This is a genomic window from Streptomyces sp. NPDC050164 (genome assembly GCF_044459945.1).
In the GTDB taxonomy this organism is placed as follows: domain Bacteria; phylum Actinomycetota; class Actinomycetes; order Streptomycetales; family Streptomycetaceae; genus Streptomyces; species Streptomyces coeruleorubidus_A.
Map to the genome: position 1 here is coordinate 27,702 of NZ_JBITJK010000009.1, position 12,924 is coordinate 40,625.

The 12,924-nt window shown below is 72.1% G+C and carries 14 protein-coding genes; 9 read left to right on the top strand and 5 right to left on the bottom strand.

The window, feature by feature from the left end:
* The first annotated feature begins 18 nt into the window (after positions 1 to 18).
* Complete coding sequence (locus tag ACIBNA_RS15520) at positions 19 to 648, top strand: GNAT family N-acetyltransferase (RefSeq protein ID WP_399165728.1); 630 nt, start codon at positions 19 to 21, stop codon at positions 646 to 648.
* 40 nt (positions 649 to 688) lie between these two features.
* Positions 689 to 1,546 carry a GNAT family N-acetyltransferase gene (locus tag ACIBNA_RS15525; protein WP_399165729.1) on the top strand — a complete coding sequence of 286 codons (858 nt, stop codon included), beginning with the start codon at positions 689 to 691 and terminating at the stop codon, positions 1,544 to 1,546.
* A gap of 9 nt (positions 1,547 to 1,555) precedes the next feature.
* On the opposite strand, the gene ACIBNA_RS15530 is transcribed toward ACIBNA_RS15525, so the two are convergent.
* A complete protein-coding gene (locus ACIBNA_RS15530; protein ID WP_399165730.1) occupies positions 1,556 to 1,906 on the bottom strand; it encodes a DoxX family protein in 351 nt (116 codons plus the stop codon).
* A gap of 117 nt (positions 1,907 to 2,023) precedes the next feature.
* Between ACIBNA_RS15530 and ACIBNA_RS15535 the strand changes: the two genes are divergently transcribed.
* The 3 genes from ACIBNA_RS15535 (at position 2,024) to ACIBNA_RS15545 (ending at position 4,686) form a co-directional block, all read left to right on the top strand.
* Positions 2,024 to 2,935, top strand: a complete 912-nt coding sequence (locus ACIBNA_RS15535) for a LysR family transcriptional regulator (protein WP_399165731.1) — start codon at positions 2,024 to 2,026, stop codon at positions 2,933 to 2,935.
* A 71-nt stretch (positions 2,936 to 3,006) separates the two neighbouring features.
* On the top strand, positions 3,007 to 3,675 hold the full coding sequence (locus ACIBNA_RS15540) for a HEAT repeat domain-containing protein (protein WP_399165732.1): 669 nt from the start codon (positions 3,007 to 3,009) through the stop codon (positions 3,673 to 3,675).
* A gap of 6 nt (positions 3,676 to 3,681) precedes the next feature.
* Positions 3,682 to 4,686 (top strand): HEAT repeat domain-containing protein, encoded by a 1,005-nt coding sequence (locus ACIBNA_RS15545; protein WP_399165733.1) that lies wholly within the window; start codon positions 3,682 to 3,684, stop codon positions 4,684 to 4,686.
* 12 nt (positions 4,687 to 4,698) lie between these two features.
* On the opposite strand, the gene ACIBNA_RS15550 is transcribed toward ACIBNA_RS15545, so the two are convergent.
* Complete coding sequence (locus ACIBNA_RS15550; RefSeq protein WP_399165734.1) at positions 4,699 to 5,364, bottom strand: pyridoxal 5'-phosphate synthase; 666 nt, start codon at positions 5,362 to 5,364, stop codon at positions 4,699 to 4,701.
* 27 nt (positions 5,365 to 5,391) lie between these two features.
* Positions 5,392 to 5,817 (bottom strand): pyridoxamine 5'-phosphate oxidase family protein, encoded by a 426-nt coding sequence (locus ACIBNA_RS15555; RefSeq protein ID WP_399165735.1) that lies wholly within the window; start codon positions 5,815 to 5,817, stop codon positions 5,392 to 5,394.
* A 311-nt stretch (positions 5,818 to 6,128) separates the two neighbouring features.
* On the opposite strand from ACIBNA_RS15555, the gene ACIBNA_RS15560 reads away from it, so the two are divergent.
* Positions 6,129 to 7,328, top strand: coding sequence for a flavin-containing monooxygenase (locus tag ACIBNA_RS15560; RefSeq protein WP_399165736.1), 1,200 nt, complete (start codon positions 6,129 to 6,131; stop codon positions 7,326 to 7,328).
* Positions 7,329 to 7,508: 180 nt separating this feature from the next.
* Here ACIBNA_RS15560 and ACIBNA_RS15565 read toward each other — a convergent pair whose 3' ends face one another.
* Positions 7,509 to 7,778: an endonuclease/exonuclease/phosphatase family protein gene (locus ACIBNA_RS15565; protein ID WP_399165737.1), complete on the bottom strand. Its 270-nt coding sequence runs from the start codon at positions 7,776 to 7,778 to the stop codon at positions 7,509 to 7,511.
* A 136-nt stretch (positions 7,779 to 7,914) separates the two neighbouring features.
* Between ACIBNA_RS15565 and ACIBNA_RS15570 the strand changes: the two genes are divergently transcribed.
* The 3 genes from ACIBNA_RS15570 to ACIBNA_RS15580 are packed head-to-tail and all read left to right on the top strand — an operon-like array spanning position 7,915 to position 11,597.
* On the top strand, positions 7,915 to 10,143 hold the full coding sequence (locus tag ACIBNA_RS15570) for an acetate--CoA ligase family protein (protein WP_399165738.1): 2,229 nt from the start codon (positions 7,915 to 7,917) through the stop codon (positions 10,141 to 10,143).
* Complete coding sequence (locus ACIBNA_RS15575) at positions 10,140 to 10,937, top strand: enoyl-CoA hydratase/isomerase family protein (RefSeq protein ID WP_399165739.1); 798 nt, start codon at positions 10,140 to 10,142, stop codon at positions 10,935 to 10,937. Before ACIBNA_RS15570 ends, ACIBNA_RS15575 begins: the two co-directional genes overlap by 4 nt.
* A gap of 57 nt (positions 10,938 to 10,994) precedes the next feature.
* Positions 10,995 to 11,597, top strand: a complete 603-nt coding sequence (locus tag ACIBNA_RS15580; protein ID WP_399165740.1) for a flavin reductase family protein — start codon at positions 10,995 to 10,997, stop codon at positions 11,595 to 11,597.
* 15 nt (positions 11,598 to 11,612) lie between these two features.
* Here the strand turns inward: ACIBNA_RS15580 and ACIBNA_RS15585 are convergent, their stop codons facing one another.
* Positions 11,613 to 12,731 (bottom strand): methyltransferase, encoded by a 1,119-nt coding sequence (locus tag ACIBNA_RS15585; RefSeq protein WP_399165741.1) that lies wholly within the window; start codon positions 12,729 to 12,731, stop codon positions 11,613 to 11,615.
* Positions 12,732 to 12,924 lie beyond the last annotated feature (193 nt).

Here is a 12,924-nt window from a genome sequence, read left to right on the forward strand (position 1 = left end):
ACGCGCTTGAATGGCCCCATGGCCCCCATACGCGACCGGTCCCTGACCGGGCCCCTCCCGGAAATCAACGGCCGCGGCCTCCATCTCCGCCCCTGGGACGCCGCGTCCGGCGCCGACGTCGAGACATGGCTGCGCGGTATGCGGGACCCGGAGTTCCGGCGCTGGAACACCCCGCTGAGGCTGGTCACGGACCGGGCGAGCGCCCGGGAGTCGCTGCTCGCGCGGGCCCAGAGCGCGGCGGAGGGCACGTCCATGTCGTTCCGGATCGCGGACGCCCGCAGCGGCACCGCCCTGGGTCACATCGGCGTCAACGAGATCAAGTACCACCTGAAGGTCGCCCGCGTCGGCTACTGGGTGCTCCCCGAGGCCCGCGGCCAGGGCGTCGCCACCCGGGCCCTCCTGCTCGCCGCCCACTGGTCCTTCACCGAACTCGGCCTGCACCGGCTGGAACTGGACCACGCGGTCGGCCATGACGCCTCGTGCCGGATCGCCGGGCGGTGCGGATTCGCGTACGAGGGGACCCTGCGCGGGGCGATCTTCGAGGAGGGCCGGCACGACGCGTTCCGGGACGCCCACCTGCACGCACGGCTGGCGACGGATCCGGAACCGTATGCGGAACCGGATACGAGTCGAGAGCCCGGGGCGTAATTCGGAGGTGCCGGCCGGGGCGCGGGCGGCACCATGGGGCATGCGCACCGACGACTGGCACCTCACCCGGGACCTCGACTCCTTCCTGACCCGAGCCGGCGCCTTCCTCCACTCCCAGCCGGCCTTGCACACCGTCCCGTTGACCGTCACGGAGAACCTGCGCACGCTCGGCCTGCACATCTACGGCGACGAGGCACCGCAGTTCGGCGTACTGGAACGGGACGGCGCGGTGCGGGCGACGTTCTTCCGCACACCACCGCACCGGCTGAACCTCACCGCCCTGACGGCAGAGGAGGCCGATGCGCTGGCCGCACGGCTGGCCGACCTCGGGCAACGCCTGCCCGGCGTGCACGCCGACCGCGGCACCGCCACCGCCTTCGCCGAGGCCTGGCAGCGGCGCACGGGCGCCGTGGCCACACTCCGACAACGTCAGCGGCTCTACCGGCTCGGCACCCTGACGGTGCCCCGTCCCGTACCGCCCGGCGGGCCCCGCATCGCCGGCAAGGGGGATCGCGAGCAACTCATCCGCTGGCACGAGGAGTTCACCGAAGCAGTCGGCGCGGGCACCGTCCGGGATGCCGCCGAGTGGGCGGACGCCCGCATCGAGCAGGGCGGCATCACGTTCTGGGAGACCCCCGACGGCACCCCCGTCGCCATGGCCGGAACGACCCCCCAGGTCGCCGGCCAGATCCGCGTCGCCCCCGTCTACACCCCGCCCCACCTCCGCGGCCGCGGCTACGCGGGCGCCGCCACGGCCGAGGTCAGCCGCGCCGCCCTGGCCGCCGGAGCGCAGGAGGTACTCCTCTTCACGGACCTGTCGAACCCGACCAGCAACGGCCTGTACCAGCGGATCGGGTACCGGGCGGTGGCGGACTTCGCGGAGTACGACTTCACGTAGCCCTTCTGTTCATCGCGCGGCGGCAAGAACGAGAGACGCGGTGGCCAGGGCCAGGTAGCCGCCAGGAAACACGATGTTGTGGTAGACGCGAGCACGGACGTGTGCGGCGACCGCACCGATGAAGAAGATGACGAGTCCCACCGCGGCGGCGACGCCGATGACCGTGAGACTCGTGAGCCCGAGTAAGAGACCAGCGGCTCCTGCGGCCTTGAGCGCGGCGAGCCGCGGCAGCCAGTTCTGCGGTAGACCCACTTCCGTCGAATTGGCGACGACGAACTCGGCCTGCAAGAAGTCCGCGATGGCGATTCCGGCGTTGGCCAGGATGGTGGTCACGGTGATGATGACGTAGGCGGTGAACATGTTTCTCTCGCCTTTCTGCCGAGCGCATCGGAGGTTGGCGAGCCCTGCGTGCCCACCGCAACGAGCCTTCCCGAGCGCCGGAGTGACGTCCAATACCTGCGTCTATAACCTGGCGGCATGGACGTGGACACTCGGCTCCTGCGCTACTTCGTCGCCGTGGCGGAGGAGGGGGCCCTCACCCGCGCCGCGGAGCGACTGTTCGTGTCCCAGCCGGCGCTCACCAAGCAGATCAAGCAACTGGAGGCCCAGCTGGGAGTGCGACTGTTCACGCGGTCCCGCACCGGCATGGCTCTTACCGAACCGGGCCGGATCCTGGAAGAGCGGGTGCCCGCCCTGCTGGCCGAGTGGGACCGGGTGCGGCGGGAGACCAGGAGCGCGGCAGGCCGCGCGGCCTGCGTGCTGCGGGTCGGCTTCATGGCCAGTGCCGCCAACGAGGCGACTCCGCGCATCATCGCGGAGTTCGCCCGACGCCGACCCGGCTGGCGGGCGGACATGCGGCAGGCCGCCTGGTCGAACCCGAGCGCCGGGCTCGTCGACGGGGACGTCGACGTCGCCCTGCTGCGGCTGCCCTTCCCCGGCCAGGACGCTCTGCGGACGGTGGTGTTGTTCACCGAGCCCCGCTGGGTCGCCCTCCCCGCCGGACACCCTCTCGCCACCTGCGATGTGATCCCGTTCCGGGACCTGTGGGACGAGCCGTTCGTGGCTGCCCCACCTGAATCAGGCCGGTGGCGCGAGTACTGGCTGGCCACCGACGAACGCGAGGGCCACCCGGTCCGCATCGGCGCTGTCACCGACCAGCCGGACGACTGGCTCAGTGCGATCGCCAATGGCTACGGCATGGCCCTGGCCCCCGCATCCGCCGCCCGCTTCTACGCCCGCCCAGGCATCACCTATCGCCCCGTCAGCGGCGTCAGCCCCAGTCAGGTCGGCGTCGCGTGGGCCCGCTCCGAGGACACGGCTCCCGTCGTCCAGGACTTCGTCCGCTGCTGCCTGGACAACAGACCGCGGCCGGAGGAGACCACCACCTGATCCACAGGATCCGCGTCCGCTTGACCTTGACACAGTGACAAGGCCTTCACTGGGGCAAGGAGGTGGTCCGGATGACCCTGCCGGAACAGGACGCGGATACGGTGCGAGGTCTCCAGGGGCTGGAGGACAGCAGCTCGTCTGTGCGGCTGCGGGCGGCGCTGGCGGTCGGCACGTCCCCTGACCCGCGGTTCATCGGCAAGCTCATCGAACGATGCGCGATCGAGCCGGAGTTCTACGTCCGCGAAATGCTCACGTGGGCGCTCACCCGCCACCCGGCATCGATGACGGTCCCGGAGCTGCTCAAGGAACTCCGCTCGGAGCGTGCGCAGGCACGGAGCCAGGCGTTGCACACGCTGTCCAAGGCCGGGGACCGGCAGGCGTGGCCGGCGATCACACGGGCGCTGCTGACCGACGCCGACGACGAGGTGGCGCGGAGCGCCTGGCGAGCAGCGGTCGTACTCGTGCCAGGAGGTGAAGAGCCGGAATTGGCCGGAGTGTTCGTGACACAGCTCGGGCGCGGCGAGCGGGAGACGCAGTTGAGCCTCAGCCGGGCGCTGATCGCGCTCGGTGAGGCGATCATGCCGACCCTGCGCACCGCGATGACGGATCTCGACCCTCGCGTGCGTGCGCACGCGATCGCCACGGAACGGCTGTGGCGCGACCCGGATGCCGGATTCGAGTTCGCGATCGAGGAGGCGAAGCGCGTCGTGGCCCTCGGCACGACCCGCCAGGAGAGGTGACAGGCAGTGTTGATCGGTGATGTGGCACGACGGTCCGGGGTCAGCGCCCGCATGCTCAGGCATTACGACTCGCTCGGCCTGGTGCGGCCGACGGGTCGGACCCACGCCGGCTATCGCGAGTACTCCAGCGAGGACATCCGGCGGATCTTCCATATCGAGAGCCTGCGGTCACTGGGGCTGTCGCTGCGTGAAGTCGGGCGCGCGCTCGATGATCCCGGCTTCACGCCCTCAGAGCTCGTCGCCGACCTCATCCGCCAGACGCGAGAACGCATCGCAGCCGAGACGGAGCTGCTCGCGCGACTCTGCCGGATCGGTGCCGCGGAACCCGCCGGCTGGGAGGACGTCCTCCAGACCGTCGCACTCCTCCAGGCGCTCGGGTCGAAGAGCGCCGGGACGCGCCAACGCGCGGCCCTGTCCTCGGTCGACGAGGTGCCGGTGCCGGTGGAAGCACTGGTCGAGGCAGCGCTGAGCGAGACGGATCCGAACGTCGCCGGAGCCCTTCGGTGGGCCTTGGCGCAGTCGGGTGACGACGGCCTGGCGCTGCTGGCGGAGGGCCTCGGCTCACCGGCGGCCGAGGTGCGCAAGCGTGCCGTCCAGTGCATCGCCGAGATGCCGAGCGGCAAAGCGACGGCACTGCTGCGGGACGCCCTCGCGGGCCCCGACCTCGTGGTCCGCAGGTATGCGGCTCTGGCGCTCGGAGCACGTGGGGTGGCCGACGCGGTCCCGACGCTCATCGGCATGATCGTCGAGGAGACGAACGACGTCGACGCAGCCGATGCGCTGAGCGTGCTGGCGAGTCGTCCCGAGCTGGCGGATCAGATCGCTGCCGGGCTCGCCGACTGCCTCGCCGACGGCACCGTCGAATCGTCCGCACGCCGACGGCTGGCACAGGCGTTCGCGGACATTCCGGGAAGCGCGGCGTCACGTGCCCTCACGGATCTGTCGCAGGACGAAGACCGTGCCGTTGCGCTTACCGCGGCATACATTCTCGGGATACGCAACGCCCGATAGCTCCAGGACCGCTCACGGCCACAGCAGTTCCCGTGCCCACCCTTCCCCGGTGCTCCGATAGCGGAGCCGTACGTGCCGCCGCGCCGCGTCTCCCTGGAAGAACTCCACCTCCTCGGCGCGCAGCCGGTACAGCGTCCAGGACGGCACCGGTGTCTCCGGCTCCCGCGCGGCCCGTTCCCACGCCGACTCCGAGGCCCGTGCCAACTCCTCCACCGAGCCCAGGATTTCACTCTGGCGGCCGGTCAGGGCCGCGGCCAGCGCGCCCGTCGAGCGGGCGTGGAGGTCGCCCTGGGCCTCCTCGGACGGGGCGGCCGACACCGGGCCGCGGACTCGTACCTGGCGGCCGAGGACCGGCCAGTAGAAGCCGAGCGCGGCGTACGGGCGGGCGGTGAGGTGGCGGCCCTTGCGGCTGCCGGCGTGGGACGCGAAGGACCAGCCGGTCTCGTCGGCGCCGTGCAGCATGACGATCCGTACGTCGGGCAGGCCGGACTCGTCGGAGGTCGCCAGCGACATGGTGTGCGGCTCGCTCTGCCCGGCCGCCACCGCCGCCGCGAACCACTCGGTGAAGAGCGGCAGCGGGGCGGCCGGGGCGCTCGTCGGGTCGAAGGAGGGGAGTTGCGTGACCTGCGGGTCCCAGACCCGCAGTGACCTCAGCAGCTCGTGAAGATCCGTTGCCATCCCCCGATTGTCACCCCGGGATGCCCCTCAGACCTGCCCGAGGTCCGACGACACCCACCGCTCCGGCCGCATCCGCAGCACCAGCTGTTCTCCGTGGTTCTTCCAGGAGAAGTCGACGTAGCCGTCGACCTTGTCGGCTGGCAGATAGCGCGCCGACATCTCGCGGACCTGGTCGAGGGTGGCGGGGGCCGTGTCGACGACCGGGCCCTCGACCGACACGTACCGGATCGTGGGTTCGAGCCGGTCCACCATCAGCGAGAACCGGCCCGCCGCGCTGATCAGTCCGTACTTGCGGGAGTCGAGGGCGGTCAGGATCCAGATGTCGCCGCCGGGCTCGTACTGGTACCAGATCGGCACGGTCAGCGGCGCGCGGTCCGGCCCCGCGTCGACCGCCAGTGCGGCGATGTGCGGCTCGGCCAGGAACTGTTCGCGCTCTTCTCGAGTCAGGGCCATTCCCTTCTCCTTCGCAGGGCTGTTCGGTCGCCGTCGGCGTCATCTCAACACCCGTTCGCCGCCCGGGTGTTCCCGTGGCGGCCAGCCCACACGCCACACACGGCCTCCGGCCCTCCCGTCCTCCCCTCCGCGTCGGAGGCCGCACCCTGCGGCCGTCAGGAACGATCCATCAGGAACGATCACCGGCTCGCCACAACCAGGCCCCCTAGGACACCAGCCCCGCCCCTTCCTCCTACAGCCGTGATCAATCCGAAACCAATTCCGGTCTTGACCGAGACCCATCAAGCAGGTCCGTGGCTACGCTCCCGCTCATGGCCGACTCCACTCCCCCCACACACTCCTCCGCGCACCCCGCACCCGACCGTCCCGTCTACGTCGTCGGCGGCGGCCCCGGCGGACTCTCCGTCGCGTACGCGCTGCGGGCCCGGGGCATACGGGCCGTCGTCCTGGAGAAGTCCGACCGTGTCGGGGCGTCCTGGCGTGGCCATTACGACCGGCTGCACCTGCACACCACCCGTCGCCTCTCGTCCCTGCCCGGGCTGCCGATGCCGCGCCGGTTCGGGCGGTGGGCGTCCCGGGACAACGTGGCGCGGTACCTGGAGAAGTACGCCGAGCACCACCGGCTCGAAGTCGTCACCGGCGTCGAGGTGTCCCGCATCGAGCGGGCACCCGACGGCACGGGCTGGCTGCTGCACGCCACCGGCGGCCGGGAGCTGACCGGCGCGGCGGTCGTCGTCGCCACCGGCTACAACCACACGCCCCGCGTGCCCGACTGGCCCGGCCGCGACACGTATCCCGGCGAGTTCCTGCACGCCTCCGCCTACCGCAACGCCGAGCCCTTCGCCGGACGCGAGGTCCTCGTCGTGGGCGCCGGCAACACCGGAGCCGAGATCGCCGTGGACCTGGCGGACGGCGGCGCCCGGGTACGGCTGTCCATCCGCACCGTCCCGCACGTCGTGCGCCGTTCGACCGCGGGCTGGGCCGCGCAGTACTCGGGCGTCATGGCACGGCACCTGCCGGTCGGCCTCGTCGACCGGATGGCCCGGCAGATGGGCAGACTGAGCGTGCCCGATCTGTCCGCCCACGGCCTGCCGCGCCCCGACACCGGCCTCTACTCCCGGGTCGCCGAGGGCGCCATCCCCGTCCAGGACGTCGGCCTGATCGACGCCGTGCGCAAGGGCAGGGTGGAGGTCGTGGCCGCCGTGGAGGGCTTCGAGGACGGCAAGGTCCTGCTCGCCGACGGCACCCGCCTCTCCCCGGACGCCGTGGTCGCGGCCACCGGCTACACCCGGGCACTGGAGGGCCTCGTCGGCCACCTCGACGTACTCGACGCCCGCGGGGGACCCGTGGCCCACGGCCCCCGCAGCCCGCGGACCGCCCCCGGCCTGTACTTCACCGGCTTCACCAACCCGATCAGCGGCATGCTCCGCGAGATGGCGATCGACGCGGTGAGGATCGCGAAGGCCATCGCGCGGGAGGGTTCGGGGAGGGTGTCCCGACTGCCGGGCTAGGGGGTGTCCGGCGGTGGTGCGCCGAGCCGAGGCGGCGTGCGTACCCGGCGTCCCGTGTCGTCACCTCCGCTCCTCCCACCGGCCCGGAGGGTGGCCGGGAGGCGTCAGGTCGGCGACCAAGCCGTAGTGGTCGCTCGCGTACACGCCGTACGGCAGGGGGGACATGCCCGAGGCGTCGGATCACCGCACCGTACGCTCGGTCACCTGGAGCGTGTCCGTCACGGTGTGCCCGAAGGGGCGGCGGGCGGCCAGTACGGCCCCCACACCGTCGGCAGACCAGCGAGGATGCGCAGCGACGTGCCGGCCGGCGTCGACGAGGGCCGCCACGTCCTCGCGCGTGACTTCCTGGAGCGCGAGTACGTCCGGGTCCTGGCGCTGGATCTCCCGCGCCAGGACCGCCCGCGGGCTCGCGCCGTCGGCGTACTGCGGTGCCAGCACGTTCGTGGTCATCAACCGCATACCGGTGCACGCCTCACTCTCACTCAGCGGGAACTTCGCTCGTCCCCAACCATTCCTGACATCACGTCAGTTCGGATAATCTGACGGAGCGTCAGTTAGCGGCTGTCTCACAGGAGCGGGCGAAACGATGCTTGGATCGACCCACGGCACCCTCACCACCGACTCCCGCCGGGCCCGGGCCATCGCCTGTGGCGAGCCGTCCGGGCCCGTCGTGCACGGCCATCCGGCCCGGCTGGGAGACCTCGATGTCAGCGGGCGTCCGCTGCACGCCGACGTACCCGACCTGGACCGCTTCTTCCGCCCGCGGTCCGTCGCCGTGATCGGCGCGTCCGATGCCGAGGGGCGTCCCCACACCGGCATCACGCGGCAACTGGCCGACTGGGCCGAGCGGGTCGGGGCCCGGCTGTATCCGGTGCATCCGAGCCGGCCGTCCGTCTTCGGCACACCCTGCTCCCCTTCCGTCGCCGACCTGCCCGAGCAGGTCGACCTGGCCGTCGTACTGGTCGGCGACCCCCTGCCGGTGGTCGAGGAACTGGCCGAGGCCAAGGCACGGTTCGCGGTCGTCTTCGCCTCCGGGTTCGCGGAGACCGGGCCGGAGGGCGAGGCCGCCCAGCGGCGACTGGCCGCCGCCGTCGAGCGGTCCGGAATGCGGCTGCTGGGACCCAACACCAACCTCAACGCCTTCGAGCGGTTCCGCGACGACCTTCAGGGGCCGGCGATCGCGTTGATCACCCAGTCCGGCCACCAGGGCCGTCCCGTCTTCGCCCTCCAGGAAATCGGCATCCGGCTCTCCCACTGGGCGCCCACCGGCAACGAGGCCGACCTGGAGACCGCCGACTTCCTCTCCTACTTCGCCGAGCAGCCCGAGGTCGGCGCCATCGCCTGCTACCTGGAGGGGCTGAAGGACGGCCGCTCCTTCCTGCTCGCCGCCGACCGGGCCGCCCGGCGCGGCGTGCCGGTCGTCGCGGTCAAGGTGGGCCGCACCGAGACCGGCGCCCGCACGGCCGCCTCCCACACCGGCAAGCTGACCGGCGCGGACGCGGTGGTGGACGCGGCGCTACGGCAGTACGGCGTGATCAGGGTCGACGGACTCGACGAACTCCAGGACACGGCAGCTCTGTTGGCCCGGGCCCGCCCGCCGCGCGCCGACGGGGTCGTCGTCTACTCGATCTCCGGCGGCACGGGCGCGCACGTCGCCGACCTGGCGACCGAGGCGGGCCTGCGGCTGCCGGTCCTGTCCGAGGCCAGGCAGGCCGAGCTGCACCAGTGGATACCCGAGTACCTGAGCGTCGCCAACCCCGTCGACAACGGCGGGCACCCGGTCGGCGACTGGCGCGGTCGGAAGATCATCGACGCGATCCTCGACGACCCCGAGGTGGGCGTGCTCGTCTGCCCGATCACCGGGCCGTTCCCCCCGCTCAGCGACCGTCTCGTACGGGACCTGGTGGAGGCGGCGGAGCAGACGGACAAGCTGGTGTGTGTGGTCTGGGGATCACCGGTCGGCACCGAGCCGGCCTACCGCGAGGTCCTGCTCGGCTCCTCCCGCGTGGCCACCTTCCGCACGGTCGGCAACTGCCTCACCGCCGTCCGCGCCCACCTCGGCCACCACCGCTTCAGGACCGGCTACCGCTCCCCCTTCGACGACGCCCCGCGCACCCCCTCGCCGTCCTACCGCAAGGCCCAGGCGCTCATGCGACCCGGCGAGCAGCTCAGCGAGCACGCGGCGAAGCAGCTGCTGCGGGCGTACGGCATCCGCGTGCCGCGCGAGCAGCTGGTGACCAGCGCGGCGGCGGCCGTACGGGCGGCGGGACTGGTGGGCTACCCGGTGGTCATGAAGGCCTCGGGCGCCCGGATCGCCCACAAGACCGACCTGGGCCTGGTGAAGATCGGCCTCACCTCGGCGAGCCAGGTCCGCGACGCCTACCGGGAGCTGACCGACATCGCCCGCTACGAGGACGTCCCGCTGGACGGCGTGCTGGTCTGCCAGATGGTCGAGCAGGGCGTCGAGATGGTCGTCGGAATCACGCACGACGACCTGTTCGGGCCGACCGTGACCGTCGGGCTCGGCGGGGTGCTCGTGGAGGTCCTGCGCGACACGGCCGTAGGTGTGCCACCGTTCGGTGAGGAGCAGGCGCGGGACATGCTCGCCGGGCTGCGCGGGCGACCGCTGCTCGACGGGGTCCGGGGGCGGCCGCCGGCGGACCTGGACGCGCTCGTGGAGGTCGTCCTGCGGGTGCAGCGGATGGCGCTCGAACTCGGGGACCAGCTGGCGGAGTTGGACATCAACCCGTTGATGGTCCTGCCGCAGGGGCAGGGCGCGGTGGCGCTGGACGCGCTGGCGGTGTGCGGCCGATGACGGAACCCGCCGTCCTGCACACGACGGGCGACCACGTCCTGTCCATCACCCTCAACCGGCCCGAGACCCTCAACGCCCTCACGCCCGACCAGCGGGACGAGATCGTGCGGCTGCTGTCGGAGGCGTCCGCGTCGGGGGAGGTACGAGCGGTCGTGCTCACGGGAACGGGGCGCGGTTTCTGCGCCGGCGCGGACCTCCGAGGCACCGCCGCCACGACGACCGGCGAACGCGTCACCGGGGATGTCGCGCGCACCCTCCGCGCCGGCGCCCAGCGCCTGATCGCCGCCGTCCTGGACTGCGAGAAGCCGGTGCTCGCGGCGGTGAACGGCACGGCGGCCGGGCTGGGCGCGCATCTCGCCTTCGCCTGCGACCTCGTCCTCGCGGCCGAATCCGCCCGGTTCATCGAGGTGTTCGTACGGCGCGGACTGGTCCCCGACGGCGGCGGCGCCTACCTCCTGCCCCGCCTCGTCGGCCCGCAGCGCGCGAAGGAACTGATGTTCTTCGGCGACGCGCTCACGGCGACCGACGCCGAGCGGATGGGCTTGGTGAACCGGGTCGTCCCGGACGGCGACCTGGACGAGACGGCACGAGCCTGGGCCGAACGCCTCGCCGCCGGTCCGACCCGCGCCCTGGCCCTGACCAAGCAGCTCGTCAACGCCGCCCTCGACGCCGACCGCGCCACCGCCTTCGCCGCCGAGGCCGCCGCGCAGGAGATCAACATGACGACGGCGGACGCGCGGGAGGGCGTACGGAGCTTCGTGGAGCGGCGCAGTCCCGTGTTCAAGGGCCACTGAGCCTTCCTATCTGACGCTCCGTCAGCTTGAATGACGTATGTGATGGGACAAGCAGGAATGGCAGAAGCCGCCGTCCGCTACCTCAGGTCGGTCCGCACACCCGCCCCGGAGCCCGTCGAGGCGCTGCCGCGCCCCGAGCTGCGGTGCGTCGGCGAGGACGAGCCCGCTCCCCTGGACCCGGCGGAGTTCCGCCGCGTCCTCGGAAACTTCGCGACGGGCGTGGCCGTGATCACGGCACCACCCGCCACCACCGGCGACTCCCCCGCGGGCTTCGCCTGCCAGTCCTTCACGTCCCTGTCCCTCGACCCGCCACTGGTCGCCTTCATGGTCGGCCGCAGGTCGACGACCTGGCCGCGTATCGCCCGGGCCGGGGTGTTCTGCGTGAACGTCCTGGGCGCCGGTCAGGGCGAGTTGTGCCGCGCCTTCGCGGTGAGCGGCGCGGACAAGTTCGCGGGTGTGGCCTACGACGCGGCGCCGGTGTCCGGCTCGCCGCGCCTGTCGGGTGCCGTCGCCTGGATCGACTGCACGATCCACGCCGTCCACACCGGCGGCGATCACCTCATCGTGGTCGGCCGGGTGGACGCCCTCGGCACGGCCACCGACGATCCGGACGGACCGCTGCTCTTCCACCGAGGGCGCTTCGCGCGGCTGTCGGACTGATCGGGCCCGTACGGATCAGGCGACGGCCAGCCGCCACAGTGACGTGACCTCGGCGGCCCGTGCGGCGTGCAGCGGATCGTCCGTGTCCCGCACGCGCGTATGGCTCGGGCGGGTGTCCAGACGGTCGACGACCCGCAGCCCGGCCCCCTCCACGGCGGCCATCAACTCCTCCCGGCTGCGCAGCCCGAGCCGCTCGGCCAGATCGGACAGGACGAGCCAGCCCTCACCACCCGGCTCCAGCCGGCCGGCGAGCCCGTCGAGGAACCCGTGGAGCATGCCGCCGCCCGCGTCATAGACGCCCAGGTCGAGGTCGGAGGCGGGCCGGGCGGGAATCCAGGGCGGGTTGCACACCACCAGATCCGCGCGTCCCTCGGGGTACAGCTCGGGGCCGGTGACGCTGACCGCCTGCCCGAGCCCCAGCCGCTCCACGTTGTCCCTCGCACACTCCCGCGCCCGCGCGCTGACGTCCGTGGCCACGACCCGCCCGACACCCCGCCGGGCGAGCACGGCGGCGAGCACACCGGTGCCCGTGCCCAGGTCGAACGCCGTACGCACACCGCCACCACGCGGCAGCGGCGCCCGCGCGACGAGATCGACGTACTCGCCCCTCGTCGGCGCGAACACCCCGTAATGCGGATGGATCAGCGCGCCCAGCGCCGGAACGTACACCCCCTTCTCCCGCCACTGCCGGGCACTGATCACACCCAGCAGCTCGGTGAGGGCGACGGCCACGGGCCCGTCGGAGGGCCCGTACGCCTCGGTGCACGCCAGCCGCACGTCGGGCGCCCGGCGCAGCGCAAGTACGTATCCCTCCTCCAGCAGAACGAGCAACTTGCCGAGCACGCGCGCACGGTGAGCGCGGAACCGGCGTTGCAGGCGAAAGGTATCGGCCGGCGTCTGACCCGCACCGGGCGCGGCACGGCCGACACGGCGGTCCATCGCGCGCAACAACTGGCGCGCGTTCTGGAAATCCCCGCGCCACAACAACGCGGTGCCCTCGCAGGCCAGACGGTAGGCGACGGCGGCCTTCATCCGATCGTCGGCGACGACGACCCGGCGGGGCAGGGGCAGCCCGGACTCAGAGTGCCAGCGGGCGGAACGGGCTTGAGCCTCGGTCCAGTGGATCGTGGACACGGCGAACTCCTCGGAAGGTCGAGCGTGAACGAACAAGCGACGCCACGACGACCACGTCACCGAGAACCATACCGAGTGTCATCGACTGACCTTTCTGACAGCTTCATGGCTTGCGCGCTGATCAGCCGCCGACGGATTCTCACGCGGGTACTCACGCATCGACGCGCTCCTCAGCGACCCTGCCCGGTGACGC